The sequence below is a fragment of the Streptomyces sp. NPDC051940 genome (genome assembly GCF_040680895.1).
Lineage (GTDB): Bacteria > Actinomycetota > Actinomycetes > Streptomycetales > Streptomycetaceae > Streptomyces.
On record NZ_JBFAXR010000028.1, the window covers coordinates 36,267 to 54,939 of the forward strand.

The 18,673-nt window shown below is 70.2% G+C and carries 10 protein-coding genes; 4 read left to right on the forward strand and 6 right to left on the reverse strand.

Annotated elements, in window-relative coordinates; translation table 11 throughout:
• Positions 1-39: 39 nt before the first annotated feature.
• The gene (locus tag AB0M28_RS14130; protein WP_365403033.1) at positions 40-1,050 is read right to left on the reverse strand and encodes a LacI family DNA-binding transcriptional regulator; all 1,011 of its coding nucleotides are present in this window, start codon (positions 1,048-1,050) and stop codon (positions 40-42) included.
• Between the two features lie 353 nt (positions 1,051-1,403).
• On the opposite strand from AB0M28_RS14130, the gene AB0M28_RS14135 reads away from it, so the two are divergent.
• Complete coding sequence (locus tag AB0M28_RS14135) at positions 1,404-5,105, forward strand: S8 family serine peptidase (RefSeq protein ID WP_365403035.1); 3,702 nt, start codon at positions 1,404-1,406, stop codon at positions 5,103-5,105.
• 64 nt (positions 5,106-5,169) lie between these two features.
• On the opposite strand, the gene AB0M28_RS14140 is transcribed toward AB0M28_RS14135, so the two are convergent.
• On the reverse strand, positions 5,170-6,189 hold the full coding sequence (locus tag AB0M28_RS14140) for a helix-turn-helix transcriptional regulator (RefSeq protein ID WP_365403038.1): 1,020 nt from the start codon (positions 6,187-6,189) through the stop codon (positions 5,170-5,172).
• A gap of 198 nt (positions 6,190-6,387) precedes the next feature.
• Between AB0M28_RS14140 and AB0M28_RS14145 the strand changes: the two genes are divergently transcribed.
• Both AB0M28_RS14145 and AB0M28_RS14150 read left to right on the forward strand, forming a co-directional pair.
• On the forward strand, positions 6,388-6,912 hold the full coding sequence (locus AB0M28_RS14145) for a SigE family RNA polymerase sigma factor (protein WP_365403041.1): 525 nt from the start codon (positions 6,388-6,390) through the stop codon (positions 6,910-6,912).
• Positions 6,913-7,360: 448 nt separating this feature from the next.
• On the forward strand, positions 7,361-8,644 hold the full coding sequence (locus AB0M28_RS14150) for a mannosyltransferase family protein (protein WP_365403044.1): 1,284 nt from the start codon (positions 7,361-7,363) through the stop codon (positions 8,642-8,644).
• A 324-nt stretch (positions 8,645-8,968) separates the two neighbouring features.
• Here the strand turns inward: AB0M28_RS14150 and AB0M28_RS14155 are convergent, their stop codons facing one another.
• Positions 8,969-9,829 carry a CoA ester lyase gene (locus tag AB0M28_RS14155; protein ID WP_365403047.1) on the reverse strand — a complete coding sequence of 287 codons (861 nt, stop codon included), beginning with the start codon at positions 9,827-9,829 and terminating at the stop codon, positions 8,969-8,971.
• 422 nt (positions 9,830-10,251) lie between these two features.
• The gene (gene hydA / locus AB0M28_RS14160; RefSeq protein ID WP_365403050.1) at positions 10,252-11,643 is read right to left on the reverse strand and encodes a dihydropyrimidinase; all 1,392 of its coding nucleotides are present in this window, start codon (positions 11,641-11,643) and stop codon (positions 10,252-10,254) included.
• 772 nt (positions 11,644-12,415) lie between these two features.
• Between hydA and AB0M28_RS14165 the strand changes: the two genes are divergently transcribed.
• Complete coding sequence (locus AB0M28_RS14165; protein WP_365403053.1) at positions 12,416-13,639, forward strand: hypothetical protein; 1,224 nt, start codon at positions 12,416-12,418, stop codon at positions 13,637-13,639.
• A gap of 379 nt (positions 13,640-14,018) precedes the next feature.
• On the opposite strand, the gene AB0M28_RS14170 is transcribed toward AB0M28_RS14165, so the two are convergent.
• Together AB0M28_RS14170 and AB0M28_RS14175 are read right to left on the reverse strand one after the other, a co-directional pair.
• Entirely contained in the window at positions 14,019-17,537 is a 3,519-nt protein-coding gene (locus tag AB0M28_RS14170) for a DEAD/DEAH box helicase (protein ID WP_365403056.1), read from the reverse strand.
• On the reverse strand, positions 17,522-18,337 hold the full coding sequence (locus AB0M28_RS14175) for a hypothetical protein (RefSeq protein ID WP_365403059.1): 816 nt from the start codon (positions 18,335-18,337) through the stop codon (positions 17,522-17,524). Before AB0M28_RS14175 ends, AB0M28_RS14170 begins: the two co-directional genes overlap by 16 nt.
• Positions 18,338-18,673: the final 336 nt, after the last annotated feature.

The window sequence follows — 18,673 nt, forward strand, 5'->3', positions numbered from 1 at the left end:
TGATGGGTGGGGTGGGTGGTGGGGTGGGCCGGGCTCCGCTCAGGCGGTTCCGCGGCGGATCAGGGACCAGTGCTGGCGGAGCCGCTCCCCCGGCAGCTCCGGTCCTTCGGTGATGCGCCGGAACAACCGCTCGGCGACCGCGGTGAAGTCCGGTTCCGCGGGACCGACCGTGGTCAGCCCCGGTTCGATGAGGCGGCCCTCTGCGGCGTTGCCGACACCGATCACGGCCAGGTCGTCCGGCACGGACAACCCGGTGTGCCGCGCGGCCCAGATCACGCTGATGGCCGCCTGGTCCGAGGTCGCGAAGACAGCGGTGGGCCGCGACGGCCCGGTCAGCAGGTCGACTGCCTCCGTGTAGGCGCGCTCGCGGGATCCGAAGCCGTCGCGGACGAGGCTGTCGTCGTGCGGCAGCCCGGCGTCCCGTAGCACGTCGCTCCAGGCCGCGAAGCGGGCGGCCGCGTACAGCGGCGGCTCCTCCGGGCGCTGGCGCAGGCAGCCGATCCGCCGGTGCCCCGCGGCGACCAGCAGTTCGACGGCTTCGCGGCAGGAGGCGTACTCGTTGGTCGCCAGCACATCGAAACCGTCCGGCTCCAGTTCGTCGTTGAGTACGAGCATCGCCAGGCCGCCGCGCAGCGCCGTACGCAGGTCCTCGAAGTCCGGCTGCTGCTGGCCGACGGCGTCGACGATCACGCCGTCAGCGCCGCGGCGCAGCACATGCCGGCGCCAGTCGCCGCCGACGAACATCAGCGTCGAGTACCCCCTGGGCTCCCCGAACCGGGAGACGTCGGTGGCGAGTTGCTGCGCCCACGGCGAGTCGGGCCAGCGCATGACCAGGCACAGCTGCTCCGTCTTGCCCCTGCGCAGCCCGCGCGCGGCCTGGTCGGCCACGTATCCCAGGTCGGCCGCCGCGGCGAGTACCCGGCGCCGGGTCTCCTCCGCGACGCGGACGGTGCCGCCGCTGGGGTTGTTGAGGACGACGGACACCGTGGCCACGGAGACCTCCGCGCGCTGCGCGACGTCCCTGACGGTGGGCCTGGAGCGTTTCGCCATGCCGCATCCCCTAAACGTTTAATCATCTGATGGCGAGAGTTCTACCAGCCACCTCCCGCCGGGGGCAACCCTGTGCGACGCAGATGATTAAACGTTCTTGCTGGAGCGCCCCTCCGAGCTCCGGCGGCATCGCGCGCCGCGGACGACACAGACAGGCCGACCGGTGGATACCGCCCACCAAAGGCCATAACCCTCCGAACCGTTACGTCCTTGTCGCGTACACCGAGTGCCTCGTGTCGCACTCGGTCGCCTGTCTTAAAGAGGACACCGGACACCCTTGCGACCCGACCGCCCCACGGCCAACTCTGGCGCCGTAGGCCCGAACACACCCCTTCACCCAGTACGGAGACCCCATGTGGATCAGAAGGAGACCGGCCGCGGCGCTGGCCGCGGCCATCGCGGTCGCGGCGCTGGCGGGTACGACGGCACCCGCCAGCGGTGCGGCCGGGCGATCCCCGGCCACCGTCCAGGCGCTCAGTCGGCCCCCGGCGGGGGCCGCGCAGCACTCCGTCACCCTGGTGACGGGTGACACCGTCCTGGTGGGCGAGGGTGCGAACCCCACGGTGAGCTTCCTCGCGGAGCCCGGTAACCCCGGCAAGACCGCCGAAGTGCTCCGCCACGGCAAGGACATCACCGTCATACCCGATGGTGTGCGGCCCCTGCTGGACGCCGGCGTCCTCGACGAGCAGTTCTTCGATGTCGACGGGTTGATCGCCCAGGGGTACGCCGACGGCGCCGACCTGCCCGTGATCGCACGCGACGCCCAGGGAGCACCGGCCCTGCCGAGCGAGTCGCGTGGGCTGCGCAAGCTGCGGAGCGCGCGGTCGCTGGCGGCCAAGGTGCCGGCCACCAAGGCCGGGGCGTTCTGGAAGGAGCTGCGCGACAGCAGGCGGGGTGCGGGAAAGACGACGCTGAGCGGCGGTGTCGACAAGCTGTGGCTCGACGCGCTGATCACCCCGGCCCTCGACCGCAGCGTGCCGCAGATCGGCGCCCCCGAGGCCTGGCAGGCCGGATACGACGGCAAGGGCGTCAAGGTCGCCATCCTCGACACCGGGGTCGACGCCACCCACCCCGATCTGCAGGGCCGCATCAGCGAACTGCGCAACTTCAGCGACTCCCCCGACACCGTCGACCGGCACGGCCACGGCACCCACGTCGCCTCCACCATCGCGGGCAGCGGCGCGGCGTCCGACGGCCGCAACAAAGGGGTCGCACCGCAGGCGGACCTGCTGATCGGCAAGGTCCTCGGCGACTCGGGCTCCGCCCCCACCTCCGTCGTGATGACCGGGATGGACTGGGCCGCGCACAGCGGCGCGGACGTCGTCAACATGAGCCTCGGCGCCAGCAACAAGACGGACGGTACGGACCCGATCAGCGTCCTGGTCAACCAGCTCACCGCGGACACGGGCACCCTGTTCGTGATAGCCGCCGGCAACGCCGGGCCCAAGGCCACCACGCTGGGCACGCCGGGCGTGGCGGACGCGGCGCTGACCGTCGGTGCCGTCGACCGCCAGGACGCCACCGCGTCCTTCTCCAGCCGCGGCCCCCGCTTCCGCGACCTCGCGGTCAAGCCGGACATCGCCGGCCCCGGCGTCGGCATCGTCGCCGCCCGCGCCGCGGGCACCTCGATGGGCAGCCCGGTGAACGCGAACTACACCGCGGCCAGCGGCACGTCCATGGCCACCCCGCACCTCGCCGGCGCCGCGGCCATCCTCGTGCAGAAGCACCCCGGCTGGAGCCCCGCGGACATCAAGGGCGTCCTGATGTCGTCGGCGAAGACCGTCACGGGCGGCGCCTTCGAGGTGGGTTCCGGCCGGGTCGACGTCCCGGCCGCCCTCGGCGAGTCGGTGTGGGCCGGCAACGCCTCGATCGGCGTGTTCACGTCCAAGCAGACCTCGGCACCCGTCACCCGGACCGTGACCTTCCACAACACCGCCGACCAGCAGGTCACCCTGGCGGTCAGCGGCAAGCTGCGCAACGACAGCACCGGCCAGGAGGTCACCGGAGCGCTCACACTCGGCGCGGACCAGATCACCGTCCCCGCGGGCGGCACCGCTGACGTCGCGGTCACCGTCGCGCCCGACGCGGCGCCGCAGCCCGGCAGTTACACCGGCTTCGTCACCGCGACCGGCGCCGGTGTCACGGCGCACGCCGTGCTGGGCATGGTGCGGGACACTCCGGACATCAAGGTGAAGCTCAAGATCGCCACCCCGGAGGGCGTCAAGCTCAGCCCGTCCCTCACGCCCTCGCTGTACAACCTGCGCACCGACTTCGTCCCCCCGGTGTCCTTCCCCGCGTTCAACGCCGACGGTGAGACCACGCTGTCGGTGAAGGCCGGCCGCTACACCCTGATCGGCCACGTCCGCACCGGCCAGGGGTTCATGGCCCTCTCGGTCCCCGACATCTACGTCTCCGACCAGGACGAGGAGATCACGGTCAGTCTCGACACCGCCGACGCCGTCCCCGTGCGCAACGTCACCCCGCAGCGCACCACTCTGACCAACGCCGCGTCCACCGTCTCCAGGAGGTCCGACGAGCAGCAGGTCGGCGTGTCCTCGATACTCATCGGCAACGTCGGCCCCCTCTCCGCGCTGCCCACGCCCGCCAACGACGGCGGCAGCCTGACCTACTCGCTGCAGACCCGGCACCTCGGCCCGCTCGTCGACGCCACCGCCCAACTGCCCTCCGGCGACCTCGCGATGACCGCCGACCCGGTGGCCGGCGGCAGCCTCGCCGACCAGCGGCGGTCGGTCAAGGTGGTCGACGCGGGTCACGGCACCGCGGAGGACCTCGCGGCCCACTCCGTCACCGGCGCGCTGGCGCTGGTCCGAGCGGGTCAGGGGACGACATCGGACATGGTCGCGCGGGTCGCGGCCGCAGGACCGTACGCGATCATGATCGTGGGCAGCCCGGCGCTCACCGCAGGTGAGCAGGTCGCCGCGCCGATGCCGGTGTTCACCGTACCCTCGCAGGAGGGTGACCGGGTCGCCGCGGCAGCCGAGAACGGGACCGTGGAGGTGCGTCTGGCGTTCCGCACCACTGCCGCCTACGGCTACGGCCTGTACAACTACTCGGCCGACGGCATCCCGAAGGACGCGGTGTACGAGGCGGACCAAGACGACATGGCCGCCGTGACGACCCGCGACTACGACACCGTCCCGTCCGGGTCCGACCGCCGCACCCAGGAGCTGTGGTCGGGCATCGGCCCGAACGGCGGCGCGGGCCTGCCGAGCTGGGTCACCATGGGCGTCCAGCGCACGACGTACCTTGACACGTCGAACGGCGTGATCTGGGGCCGCTCGGTCAACCCGTACGTGAGCGGCATCTCGTACACCAGTCCGGCGGTGACGTACGAGGCCGGGCGCCGCTACAAGCTCGACTTCTTCCAGCCGCTCATGCACCCCGGAGCGCCCGTCGGCGCCTTCCAGAGCTACCGCAGCGGCGCGGACGTGGGCGTCCAGGTGCCACTGTGGGCGTCCGGCACGGCTCCGTCGTACGAGCACCCCCGTCAGCGCAGTGGGGACACCTACGCCACGAGGATGTACATCGACGACGAGCTGGCCGCCACCACCGCGCTGCCTTCCTTCCTCCTCAAGGGCCTGCCCGACGGCAAGGCGCGCTACCGCCTGGAGACCGACGCGAAGCGCGTCGCCGACTGGTGGACCGTGAGTGCGGAATCGCACACGTCCTGGAGCTTCGAGTCCGAGGCGTCCGGCACCGATGAGCAGATCCCGCTGGGGCTCCTCCAGCCCTCGTACGAGCTGACAGGCGTCGACCTCAGCTCCAGCGTGGCCGCGGGCAGCAGCCAGACGCTGACCGTGAAGATCCGCAACGCCGGCGACACGTCGGCGCGGCTCACCGGGGGCAGCATCGAGGTGTCGTACGACAACGGCGCCACCTGGACGTCGCAGCACGTGTGGCGCGACACGTCCGAGCTCACCGCGACGATCCGCGTGCCGCGGAACGCCGAGGGCATGTCGGTGCGGATCAAGGCGGCCGATTCGGCGGGCAGCACGCTGGAGCAGACCGTGCTCCACGCGGTGGCCATCCGCTGACGAGGAGCGCGCACCCGGAGCCCGGCCCCACCCTCATCGGGGAGGCGGCCGGGCTCCGTCGCGGTCAGGGCCGTTCCCCGGGCGGGTGTGTCCGCACGGAGGCACCATCGGGGTCGCCCCAGACCGCACGGTCGCCGATGGCGACGGCACGCATGCCGAGCTGGAAGCGGGAGACCACACCCAGGTCCTGCATCAGCCTGCTGACGCGCCGTTGAACGGTGCGCGGGCTCAACCCCAGACGCCGGGCTATGGCCTGGTCGCTCTGGCCGGCCGCGAGCAACTGCAGCAGGACGTTGCGTTCGTCGGCCAGGCTGTCCGCCGCGCCCGCGGGGCGCGCTCCCGGGATGTGCAGAGACTGCGTCCACACCAGCTCGAACAGCGCGCACAGTGCAGAGAGAAGAGGGGACCGGCGAACGAGAGCGCTCGTCGGCTGCTCGGTGAGATCCAGCGCGAGCAGTGCGGTCGACTCGTCGGCGATCACCAGCTTGACCGGCACCTCGGGTGACAGCCGGCACTGCTCACCCGCGCTGATCGCCTCGCGGATACCCTCCAACTTGCCGGGTATGTCGCAGATCTCACTGGCGTACACCGTGCGGTAGGCCAGCCCCCGGCGCAGCAGCAGCGGCTCGGCGTCGTTCCCCTGACCCACCACATAGGGCGGCTTGTCGAAGAAGCGGAGCTGCTTGCGCGCGGACATCTGCAGTTCGTGGAAGCAATCACGGTGGTCGCCCGCCCCCCGGATCACCGCGACCACGTCGTCCGCGCTCTCACCGGCAGCACGGTCGCGGAGCCGGTCCGTCAGGGCCGCCGCTTCGAGCCTGACGCGCTTCAGGACGGCCTCCCGCTGTGCGATGAGGCTCTCGAAGGCGAGGTCCGGACTGAGCACACCGTAGACGGAACAGTCGTCCCCGGAACGGGGGCCGTCGACCAGCCCTCCTGCGACCAGGGCGGTGAGGGAGCCGGTCACCGCGTCCGGCGGCAGGCCGCACCGGTCGACCAGCGCCACCGCTGTGGCGTTCCGGAGAGCGAGCAGGGCCTCGTACACGATCTCGTCCTCACGGCTGAAGCCCAAATCACTGATCATGCCCGGATCTCTCCACCGTCCGCCTCGCGGCTCCTGCCGCTGCGCTCATAGGCGTTGCAATCAGCATTGATCGAACGTACGGTACCCCGCCGGGAGAGCCACTCCACGCGTGTCCGCCGCGTCCGGTTCCGTGATGAGCGCCACTCTTCATTTTCCCGCCCGGTGTCAACCGGATGCCCCGGGCCGGGCGTATGCCCTGTGAAACGAGATACCCGGGAGCGGCTGTTGACTGTCGAGGAGTTCGAAGAGTTCTATGCCGAGACGGTCTCACGGCTCACGGGACAGCTGTACGTGATGCTCGGTGACCTGCACGAGGCTCAGGACGTTGTACAGGAGGCGTTCGTCAAGGGCTGGAGCCGACGCCGGCAACTGGACCCCGACGGCCGGCCCGAAGCATGGATCCGTACCGTCGCCTGGCGGCTGGCGGTGAGCCGGTGGCGGTTTCGGCGGCGCACCGCGGAGGCCTGGCGCCGCAGCGGCGCGCCACCGGACGTCGAGGGTCCCGGGCCGGGGCAGGTGGCGATGATGACGGCGTTGCGGGAGCTGCCTCCGCAGCAGCGCCGCACACTGGCCCTGCACTATCTGTGCGATCTCACCGTCGAGCAGATCAGCCATGAGACAAACCTGTCCGCAGGCACCGTCAAGACGCATCTGGCGCGCGGACGCGGTGCGCTCGCGCTGCGTCTCCAGGACCCCCGCCGCGAGGAGGCTTCCGGTGACTGAGCACCACGATCCGCTGCGGTCGCTGTTCCAGCAGGCCGCGGACTACGGGCAGACCCACGCCGGCGTGGCACCCACCGCGAGCATCGTCGAACGGGGAAAGCGGTCCCACCGGCGCCGGCTTGCCGTCGCGGCCGTGGGAACGTGCCTGGTGCTGGCCGGCGGCGGCGCGGCCACGGCTGCTCTCCTGACTCAGCGCCCGGCGCCCGTCGCCCCGGCCACGACCCCCTCGCCGAGTACGCCCGACCCGCTGAAACCTCTGCCGACGGTGAGCGGTACGCCCCTTCCCGGCCGGACGTCGGCCTCGCCTCCCAGCGGGGCGTCGGCGACACAGTCCCCGGCTCCCGGAGCCAGCACCTCACCGCCCTGATCGCGGCCCGACCCTCCCGGTGACCCGACGGGTCGTCGCGGGGTGGCCCCGCACGCCCAGGAACTTGCGAAAGATCCCTTTATGCGTTCTATGTCACCCGAGCTGCGCCGGCATCCGTCCCCGCTCGGAAGATGCCCTGAACCGTCCGAACCGTCCGAACCGGCCGAACCGGCCGAACCGCCCCAGCGGCACTCCCGTGGACAGGCGGAAGCCCCTCCCGAGCCCCTGGGCCGACGAGTGTTCCGGCTGCCGCCTGACGACCGTGAGGTGCTGTGGCTGTACCTGCTGACCCGGGCAGGCCTGTGGGTCACCGCGTACTGCGCGCGGTGGCTGTTCCCCGCGGACCCGGACACCCACCGGTCCAGCTCGGTCCTCGCACCCTTCCAGCACTGGGACTGGCACCACTACCTGCACATAGCCCGCGACGGCTACTTTCCCGACGGGTCAGGCCCGTGGCTGAGCAACTGGGACAACCGGGAGGCGTTCTTCCCCGGCTTCCCTCTCCTGCTGCGCGCCGTGCACGTCGTCGTCCCCGACTGGACGGCGGCCGGACTGCTCATATCCTTCGTCGCGGGAGGCGTCGCGGTCGTGGCACTGGCCCGGATCGCCCGGCTGCACCTGCCCGGCGCGGACACGGGCCGCCGCACGGTGCTGTTCTTCCTCCTCTCCCCCTGTGCGGTCTTCCTGGCCCTCGGCTACACCGAGGCGCTCTTCCTCGCCCTCGCCCTGCCTGCCTGGCTCGCCACCCAACGCCACGACTGGCCCCTCGCCGCCGCGCTGACCGCCCTGGCCACCTCCGTACGCATCAGCGGCCTCTTCCTCGCCGCGGCTGTCGCCGTGCACTTCCTCCTCGGCTCGCACCGGCACTGGCGCGCACTGCCATGGCTGGCCCTGCCGGCTCTTCCCGCGGCCCTCTACGCCTGGTACCTGCATGCGCACACCGGCGACTGGCTGGCGTGGAAGCACGCCCAGGAACGCGGCTGGTACCGCGACGTCCACGCCCCCTGGGGCACGTGGTCACACAGCTGGACCGGCGCCTTCGGCCAGACCCAGAGCACCGGCTACGCGTTCATGTTCCAGGCCGAACTGCTCGCCCTGCTCGTCGGGCTCCTGCTGTTCGCCCTGCTGCTGAAGCAACGCCGCTGGCCCGAAGCCACCTACGTCGGCCTCACGCTGTGGGCGCTGGGAACCTCCTACTGGTACATGTCCATCCCCCGCGCCACCCTCCTGTGGTGGCCTCTGTGGATCGCCTTGGCCACCTGGAGCCTGCGCAGAACCCGGGTCAAGACGGTCTACCTCTGCCTCGTCACACCCCTGAGCACGGTCTTCGCCCTCACCTTCCTCACGGGGCGATGGGCCGGCTGACGCACCCTCGCCCAACGCGGGCCCGCGGGTGACCTCCGAGCCCGAAGTTCAGCCTCGCAGGTCACCCGACCTCCCCATCCCCCCGGGAGGCGCCGGAGCGATCGAAGGCCACGTGCCCAACAGAGTGGCGGCGCCTTCAGGGGTGCCGGTGACCTCGTCGGCAGGGGACGACGGCGTGGCAGTTCCGCACGGAGAACGTGCGCTACCTGCCGCCGATCCACCTCCGCGAGCAGACCGGGGACGTCCTGACCGCAGTCGGCCACCTTGGCGAAACGCGGCGTCCGTGCGCGTGAGGTCGGGCGAGCGGCACGAACCGGCCAGGGTTCACCGCCCCAGCACACGGAGTGCTCGCAGATAGACGGGCCGGTCGATCATCGCGCCGTCCAGGGCGATGGCCCCCGCCCTCTCCCCTTCCGCCTCGAACGCCTCGAACGCCTCGACGATCCGACGCGCCCAGGCGACTTCATGACTGTCCGGCGCGAACACCTCGTGTGCGGCGGCCACTTGATCGGGATGCACGCAGAACTTCCCGCCGAATCCCATTGCGCGGGCCCGCCGGGCCTGCTCCAGAAAGAGGTGGAGGTCGCGGAAGTCGGCCTCGGCCCCGTCGAGGGCACCGATTCCCGCGGCCGCGGCGGCGTTGGCGATCCGGGCCCTCGCGTAGGTCAGCTCGTCCGCGCCCCGGGTGCGGCTCACCCCGAGGGCGGCCGTGTAGTCCTCGGACCCGAGTGACACTGCGGTCAGCCGTGGCGAGGCGCGGCAGATGTCCTCGATCCGTGCGAGCCCCTGGGGGGACTCGATCCAGGCCATGAGGCGTATGGAGCCGAGAGAGAGCTCCCGGGTGCTTTCCAGATAGGTGAGGTAGTGGTCGATCTGCACCAGGTCCTGCGCGGTGTCGACCTTGGGGATATGCAAGCCGTGCAGTCCGGGGCCGACGACGGCGTCGAGGTCTGCTTCCAGCAGCCCCGAGTCGAGCCCATTGGGACGTACCCACAGCTCCCGCCCCCGCGCGGGAAACCCGGCGAGCTCACCGGCCACGCGCTCACGGGCCGCCGCCTTGTCCGCAGCCGCGACACCGTCCTCCAGGTCGAAGGCCAGCGCGTCGGCGGAGACGTCCCGCGCCTTGCGGATGAACCGCTCGCTGCTGCCGGGTACGGAGAGGAGGGAACGAAGCCGCCCGTTCACCGGACCTCCCACGCGAACGCGATCCCGCAGACACGCGGTTCGGCGAGTACGACGTCAGCCATGGCGTGACTCCTCGTGCAAGGTCCGGAGTGGCGGATGGTTCGGGTGCAGCACGGCGATTGTATACCGAACATTCGTTAAGCCTGACGGACCACCGTGACAACCCACCGCGAGTGATCGGTGTCGCAGGGCGCTGCTCTCATACGGTCGACGCCCCGGCGAGGATCGGCGCACTGCCTGCCTGCCTGCCTGCCTGCCTGCCCGTCCGCCCGCCCGCCCGCCCGCCCAGCAACGGCGTGGCGCGCTCCCCCAATGCGCCCGTCAACTCCTGCCTCCGCACGAAGCTGAGCTCCAGTCCGACTGCACGGAGGAATTCCGCCCCCTCCGGCCTGCCCGGCACTGCCCGGCACTGCCCGGCACTGCTAACCGAGGTACTGGCTCACACCCCGCGGCAGGTACACCCCGTGGCCGGCGCGGCCGACGTACTTGCGCTGGTCGATGACCGGTTCGCCGCGGGAGAGGACTGTTTCCACCTGCCCGGTGATCTGCTTGCCCTCGTACGCCGAGTAGTCGACGTTCATGTGGTGGGTGTCCGCTGACATGGTCTGCTCGGCCGCCGGGTCGTAGATCACCACGTCCGCGTCCGCACCCGGGGCGATGGTGCCCTTCTTGCCGTACAGGCCGAACATCCGGGCCGGGGTGGCGCACGCGATCTCGATCCAGCGCCGGCGGGTGATGTGGCCGTCCAGGACCGCCTGGTGGAGGAGGTCCATGCGGTTCTCCACCCCGGGCAGGCCGTTGGGAATCTTCGAGAAGTCGCCGCGGCCCAGTTCCTTCTGGCCCACGAAGCAGAACGGGCAGTGGTCGGTGGAGACCACCTGGAGGTCGTTGGTGCGCAGCCCCTGCCACAGCGCCGCCTGGTGCTCCTTCGGGCGCAGCGGCGTGGAGCACACGTACTTCGCGCCCGCGAAGTCCGGCTCGGCGAGGTTGTCCGTGGACAGGAAGAGGTACTGCGGGCAGGTCTCGGCGAACACCGGGAGACCCTCGTCGCGAGCCCGGGCCAGTTCCGCCACCGCCTCGCGGGCTGAGACGTGTACGACGTACACCGGGGCGCCGGCCACCTGGGCCAGCTTGATCACCCGGTGCGTTGCCTCCGCCTCCAGCAGCGCCTTGCGCACCTCGCCGTGGTAGCGCGGGTCCGTCTCGCCCCGCGACAGCGCCTGCTGGACCAGTACGTCGATCGCGATGCCGTTCTCCGCGTGCATCATGATCATCCCGCCGTTCAGCGAAGCCCGCTGCATCGCCCGCAGGATCTGCCCGTCGTCGGAATAGAACACCCCAGGATAAGCAGAGAAGAGTTTGAACGAGGTCAGCCCCTCTGCCACGAGGCCGTCCATCTCCTTCAACGAGGACTCGTTCACGTCCGACATGATCATGTGGAAGCCGTAGTCGATCGCACAGCGCCCATCGGCCTTCGCATGCCACAGGTCCAGGCCCTCCCGCAGCGAATGCCCGACGCTCTGCACGGCGAAGTCGACGATCGTCGTCGTGCCGCCCCACGCCGCCGCCCGCGTCCCCGTCTCGAACGTATCCGACGCGAACGTCCCACCGAATGGCAACTCCATGTGCGTGTGTACATCGACGCCACCGGGAATCACGTACTTCCCCGTGGCGTCGATCGTGCGCTCCGCCGTCCAGCTCTGCGTGTCGGGCGCCGCCAGGGCCACCACCCGCCCGCCCTCGATGAGAACGTCGGCGTGCATCTCGTCGGTGGCCGTGATGACAAGGCCACCGGTGATCAGGGTACGGGTCATGGCAGGCATCTCCCCTGTTCCGGGATCGCTCCATCCCGGGATAGACGTCGATGGGATCCGGGCGCTGGCTCACCCCCATGATGGCGGGAACAAGGCCACACCACACCGGTCGGCACACGAAGCCGCACCGAATGTAAACCGGACGCAGGCCTGCGCCGCCGCCAGTGTCGATCAGGATGGCGGCGTAGCGGTGCCCGCGCCGCAGGGTGAACTCGTCGATCCCCAGCGCTCGCGGGGCCGGGCACGTCGGCATGGCGATGGGTATCAAGCAGTTCAGCACTGCCGCCCAGGACAGCACGTCATATAGCACTACCAGCACACGGGCCCCGCCGACCCGGCAAGTGCCACCGCGACGGCGGCAACCACCCGCTTCCACGCCGGGGTACGCCGCTGGTAGCGGACTGTCAGCCCGGCCACCCGCGCGCCACGAAAGCGAGCCTTCCAGCGCTTCGCGTTCTCGCAGTCAATCGACGTACGGGCTGGTCGATCACCATTGGGCAGCCGTCCACTGCCTCGTCCGCGACATGCCGCCTATGCGGCGAGTGCTCCCAGTCCGAACGCATGCCCGCGCTCAGAACATCACACTGCAGCCCCGTTCCGCGTCTGTGGCCCATCCGCACCGGCCCGGCGTCGACGTCCACTCCTTCACCTGCACCGTGGCCAACTGCCCCGTGTGCCGCTCGGTGCGCCCTGTTTCCGCAGTTCAGTCTCGATTGTCAGACCTTCCCCGTAGCGTTGTGATTCCTACTTGTGGCGGCTGCGGGGTGCCCTGATGGACGACGACCTTCAGATCGACAGCGACGAAGACCTGTTCCGCAACCCCGTGTACTACGAACCGGCCGGCCGGAACCTCGACCTGGACCGTCCTGACCTCGGCGTCCCGCAAGGCCAAGACCTCCTGAACGTGTTGCTGCGCATGAGGGGGCGTGTCCCCGTCGAAAAGCGCGGGCTCATCTGTCCCGACTGCCGAGCCCTCCGAGGCCGACGCGTCCCCATGTACCTCGTCCAGCGGGACGGTGTATGGCTTGCCTCCCACTACCGCAAACCCGGGGAGAAGCCCATCAGCCACGAATCCGACGAGCATCTCGCACGCAAGGAACGCATCGCGAAGGACTCCGAAGATCACGGATTCCACGCCGACATCGAGTCGCAAACCGCCGACGGGCACGCGCGCCTCGATGTACGCATCAGCGGCGCCAACGGCCTCGTCCTGGGCTACGAGCCTCAGCTGAGCGCTCAGACAGCCCGTGGTATGCGTGCACGGGAAGGGTTCCGGCGCCGCGGCGGTATCCAGTCGGTCTGGGACTTCGCCGACCCCGACCACGCAGGCATCGGCACCGTCCCTTACGTCCGCACGCCCAACCTGCCAGCCTCCGTTATCCGCGTACAGAAGAACCCCATCGCGGTGCAGGACGGCAACTTCGTCCTGGAGGAAGGCCAGTGCAGCCAAAACGGCGCGCTCACCCGGTGCCCGGAGAGGCCCTACGACCCGGAGAACCCGACCGACGCCGGGTACTGCGGGGGCTGGCACCGCGTCCTCATGCCCGCCCATCAGTCGAGCACCTTCACAGGAGAAGGCGGTCTGACTCTCACTCGGTTCATCGTGGAAGCGGCGGCCGGTGAACGGATCCCGTTCCAGCACGGCGGCCACCACGGTTGGCTCCCCGCACGGCAGTGGCAGCGATACCTCGAGGCGAACGGGCCCGCCCTGGACGACAAGGAGCGCCGGTCATCCGTACGACGCGGGGACCGACGCGACAGGTGCACCGAGGACCGTCCGGCTTCAGAGGTGCGGAGTGAGCCGAATCAGAGACGTGGCAGCCGCGCGATCGTCCTTGAGTCCCGCCCTCAGGAAACCGAGGCCGCCAGGGTTCCAGTCGACGCGTCGGGCCAACCGATCCCGCTCTGCCGCTTCGGCTGCGGTCAGCCCGCAAGCCTTCAAGGTCCCGAAGGGCTTCCCGAGCACTTCTCGTGCCGTAGGAAGCACGAGGCGTGATCCATCGGCCACTGTTGACCGCCTCACTGCGTCACCAGGTGCCCCAGCCCCCTGCCCAGTTCGGGTCGGGAGTGACGTGTCTACGCCCAACGGGTCAATCCCCTGTGCCACATTGGGCGCAGCACACCCTTCTCGACTCCCCCGTGGTGACCTACCGGGACCCGATCAATGAACCCATCGGCGAAGACGTCGACCTCACGCCCAACGTGGTGGACCACTTCTACCGGAGCGTGCCCGGACGTCTCAGTCAACCTGGGCGCGGAGTGCGTGCGTCCGTGTCAACGCCTCCACGGGCGGCGGCAATTTGGTGACGCTGCGGCGAATCGCCCTCCTGTTGACCCGCAGTCCCACGCTTGGTTCCCTGCGACAGGGCCAGGTGCTACCGGGTGCGCCGGGTAGTGACGAGTTGGCCGTTTTGAAGATGGTGGTCGAGGTCGAGTCCGCTGTCGAGCATCGCGAGGACATCGAGGTGGCGGTCGGCTGGCACGATCGCCACCCGACGGCGGTCGCGGACAACGCGGATGGTCGGGTGACGCAAGCTGGGCTGTGCGACGCTGACCGGGCCGTCAGGTGTCCCTGCTATCAGCCGGGTCAGCGGAGTGGTGGCGGCGCGGTTGTCGACAAGCTGGTTGATCGGGTCGGAGGGAGTGCGGACGTAGTCGAGGAGATCCTGGATCTCGTAGTCGCTCGCCCCATACTTCTGCGTCCAGCCGTCGATGTGGTGCTGGGCGGTCCACTGCCGCAGGCTGGCCGACCGGTGCCCGAAACCGGCGGCATCGCGACCGAGGAAGTGGGCGATGCGTCGGGAGGTGATGCCAGAGGTGAGCAGGGTCAGGGCCTGCTCGGTGTCGACGCCGTGGCGGATGTGCCAGGCAGTGTGTGTGTTGAGCCTGGGTGCGCCGGGAGGGAGCGCGGGGCTGGTGTTGACCAGGTTGATCAGAGCGCCAACGGTCCAGCTCAGGGCGTGCCCGAAGGCGGTGCTGATGTTGCGTACCGCCTGTTCGAGCGCCCATGCGGCAGCGACGCCGGGCTGCCAGGAACGGGCGAGGTCGGGGATCGTGGTGCCGGAGATCCACTCGCGGAGCGCGGGGGCGATCGGGACGTTCATCGGAGTGCCCCGCGTCTCCTTGTCCTTGAAGCTCCAGGTCTTGGCGACCTCCGGGACGTGGCCGAGCAGACGCTCGAGAATCTGGTGCTCGGTGAAGAAGTCGAGGGTGCGCTGTAGCGGCCATTCCTCCGGCTCGGTGATCCGGGCGCCCCCCGTGGTTCCGGTGGCGTCGTCCGCCGTGTGCCGCTCGAGCAGCACGGCCAGCTGCTTCGCGAGCCAGTCGAGGTAGCGGGCCGACCCCAGGCTGGTACCGGTGGCGGCCCACCGGCCGGCCTGGGTGGGGTCGGTGCTCTCGAACACGGTGGCGACCTTGTCCGCGAGGGCGAGCCACCGGCTGGTGTGCCGCCCGTTGCCGGTATGGGACAGGGCGAACAGTGCGTCCAGGGCGTCGATGGGATTGCCCTGCGGCGCCAGCGAGGTTGCATGGAGGTGCAGGACGAGCCAGACGAACGAGGCGAAGTCCGCGGCGATGCCGTCCGTCAGCGCGAAGACTCCGTCAGCGTCCTGCCGCAGAGTGTCCTCGGCGGCGGCGAGTTCAGCCAGGGCCTCGCCGGTCAGCAGCGCGGAGACGACGCGCAACTGCTCCGGGTCGGGGTTGAGGGAGTCGAACTCGACGGGGCGGGGCGGGTAGGGGCGGGTCAGGAAGATCCACCCCTCGCTCTCCCGGCCGGCCCGCCCGGCGCGGCCGATGGCGTTGAGGAGTTCAGCGGAGGACAGAGCGCGCTGGCCGTCGTAGGCGAGCGGGTCGCCGTCGACCTTGTGGTGGACGATGACGGTGCGCACGGGCAGGTTGACGCCGTCGGTGAGGGTACTGGTGCTGGCGATCGCCAGGAGCTCGTCGCGGCGCAGCGCGCCCTCGACAGAGTGGAGGACGTCTTCGGGTAGGGCGCCGTGGTGGTAGGCGACGCCGTGCCGGGTGCAGCGCACCAGCGGGTGCTCTGCGCCGAGGGTGTCGGCGAGGTAGTCGGTTAGGGCGGCGGACTCGGCCCGGTCGGGCAGGCGTTCGGCGATGGCGAGTGCCGCGTCGCGGGCGGCCCGCCGGGTGCCGACGACCATCAGGACGCTGCCGTTCGCGGTGAGTTCCGCGGCGCCGGCGGCGAAGACCTGGTAGTCAGCGATCCCGCCTGGCAGACGGGTCCGCGCGTTCCATCGGCCTGCGGAGTCGGCGAAACGCCGCGTGCCGACCTCGCCGGTGGTCAGCCGGGCGATGGTGGACGAGGCGGTGGGCCGGACATCGAGGAGGGTCTCGACGGGCACGGTGGCGAGCACCGGCGAGGCGTGCTTCGCGGTCGGCCGTCGCTCCGTCAGCTCGGCGTGCTCCGCCATGAGGTTCGGGTACATGAGCCCGTGCATCCGGCGCGGGCCCCGCCAGGTGTCGGTGAAGTAGACCTCTCGTTCGGGGCGGTGCGGGTCGAGCCACGAGGCGATGTCGCCCTTGTTGCCGACTGCCGCGGACAGCAGCACGAGTCGGATGTCGCTACGGGCCTGCAGCAGCGTGAGCAGACTCTCCAGCACGAAGCCGCGCCGCCCCTGGCCCAGGTGGTGGGCCTCGTCGACGACGACCAGCCCGACCTCCGCCAGTGCTTCGCCGGGGTTGTTGCGGATCATGTGCATGAGCCGCTCGGGGGTGACGATCTCCACGTCCGCGCCGTCCGGCTCGGCCGGGGAGGTCCAGGAGCCCAGCGGGAACTCCGGTTGCTCTGCGGCCAGGCGCCGCCCGAGCACCCGCAGCCGGCCTCGCAGCGTCCCGCGCATCTCTCGCCCCAGGCTGCGCATCGGGGACACGTACACCACGCGCCCGGGGCGCTGCGCCAGGTGCGAACAGATCACCAGCTGGGCCATCAGCGTCTTGCCCGCGCTGGTCGGCACGCTGATCAGGCTTCGTGACGTCGCCGGGTCGAGCGGGTTGCCACGCTTGAGTTTCAGGAGCTGGCGCTGCGGCGGCCAGAGCGTCATCACCGGCGGCTTCGACAGTGCGAAGCTCCGCGCCACTTCTGGGGGAGTTCCCGGGGGGAGCAGTTGATACAGGCTGCTGGCCGCTATCTCCTCGCTCAGTTGGATCAGGTGCGCGGCAACCCATCGCGCCAGCCGGTCGCCTCGGCCAGCCGTCTGCGTCATCACGTCCCGCAGCAGCCGCTGCGCGGCCAGCAGATCCCGTTCCTCGCCGAACCCCAGGAACTGGTACAGGTGGACAACCGCCTCCACGACGGCCTCTGCAGGCCCGTACATGGTCCCCGCCAGGGACTCGCGGCGCATCACCTCCCGCAGCCCGCGCAACTGCCGCCGCCACGCACGCAGCGCGCGGCCCAGCTCCGGGCGGTCGAAGCCGAGGAAGACAACGCCGGCCTCCACCGCCAGGGTGCCGATGTGCCCACGCAGTTCACCAGTGATGTCGACGAGAGCGCGAACCTGCCGGTAGACAGCGGTGGCGTTCGGGTCCTGCTCGCTGCGCCGGTACCCTGCTTGGGCGGCGAAGGCGATCTGGAGCCGTTCAGCCTTGGGTCTGCGTTCGTCGGCCAAGGCGAGGTCCATCAGGTGCGCGCTTGTGGCGAAGGCTTGCCGCACCCGCACGGCGTCATAGCCAGGAGTCTCCGGGGCGAGCGCGGCGAGCCCGTGCAGGTACCACGCCGTGGCGAGGGTCTCGTCCTCGATCTCCCGCTCACCGCGGAAGGCCGCGACCTCTAGCTCGGTCATCGCCGCCAGCAGGTCCTGTGCGCTGGGCAGCACCCCGCCCGCCCGGTGCTCGCCGAGCGCGGACGCGAGTACCTCTGGGTCTAGAGTGCGCTCCACACGTACCTCCTCACGTCCTTCGCGAAGTCTTCAAGATCCTCGATCGCCACCACCACGCCCTGCAGCGCGCCCGGGTGGGTGTGGGTGGTGAAGTGCTGGTGTGAGCGCTCGAAGGCCGTATCCGGGGTGTATGCGGCGTCGAGTGCGACGCTGACCCCGCCGTTCCCCGACGCCTTCGCGTCCACCCATTGCCGAGCGATTGAGGAGACGAACTCCCGGGTGTCGGGGGCCAGCTCCCGGCCTCCCCACGAGATCTGGCCCAGGTACCGCGCCCCCCACGTGTTCAACTGCATCCATGCCTTGCGGATCGTGTCGCTCGGCTTCGTCTTCTCCGCGGTGAATTTCTTCATCTCCCACAACCGGAAGACGAACCCCAGCTCGCTGCCGGGCACTCGGTGGATCACCAACCCGTCCGGCCCGCTGTCCGTCACCGTCGATGAGGGCGGGTCCAGGATCTCCACGCTGCGCCCCGACTCGGGGGGAAGGTCGCGGGTGGAGAGGTACCAGAGCCACTCGCCCACGTAGCCGGTAACGCCGGTGGTGTCGTTGGCCTCGAATACCGGGCCGGCGTACAGCAGGACGTGGGTGCGATCGGGGCCGGTCAGCGGGGTGCCGACCAGAGCGCTGTCGCGCCAGAGCCGGTATGCGAGGTTGTCCAGGTCGGTGCGAGCCCGCATGATCTCATCAGCGATGATCCAGGCTGCCGCATCAAGGTCCTCGGGCTCCGGCCCGATGGTTACCACCAAGTCCCACGGGCACACCTGTCCGATGCCGCGGCTCTCCCGCTGAATGAAATCCACAAGGCGGCCTCCGGCGGCCCTGGCGCGCTCCATAGCCTGCGATGCGGGTATCGCCACCCGTCCCCACCCCCGCTCCTGACTCGTTGCCAAGCCCTGCGGCAACACGGATCACCCTACCCAGCAAGATCTGATCTGCAGGGCGGCTTCTGCGCGAGCGTGGCGTGTGCCTTCTGCGTGCGCGGCTGTCGGGCTGCCAGGCTCGCGTGGCAGCCCGACCGGCCCTCCAGAGCCGGAGCGGCATCAGACCCAACAACCTGCGCGAACCGCATTGTCGATGACGAGGAGGATTTCGCTCGCGCTGATCCCTGAGGAGCCCTCACTGACCCGTAGTCTGGC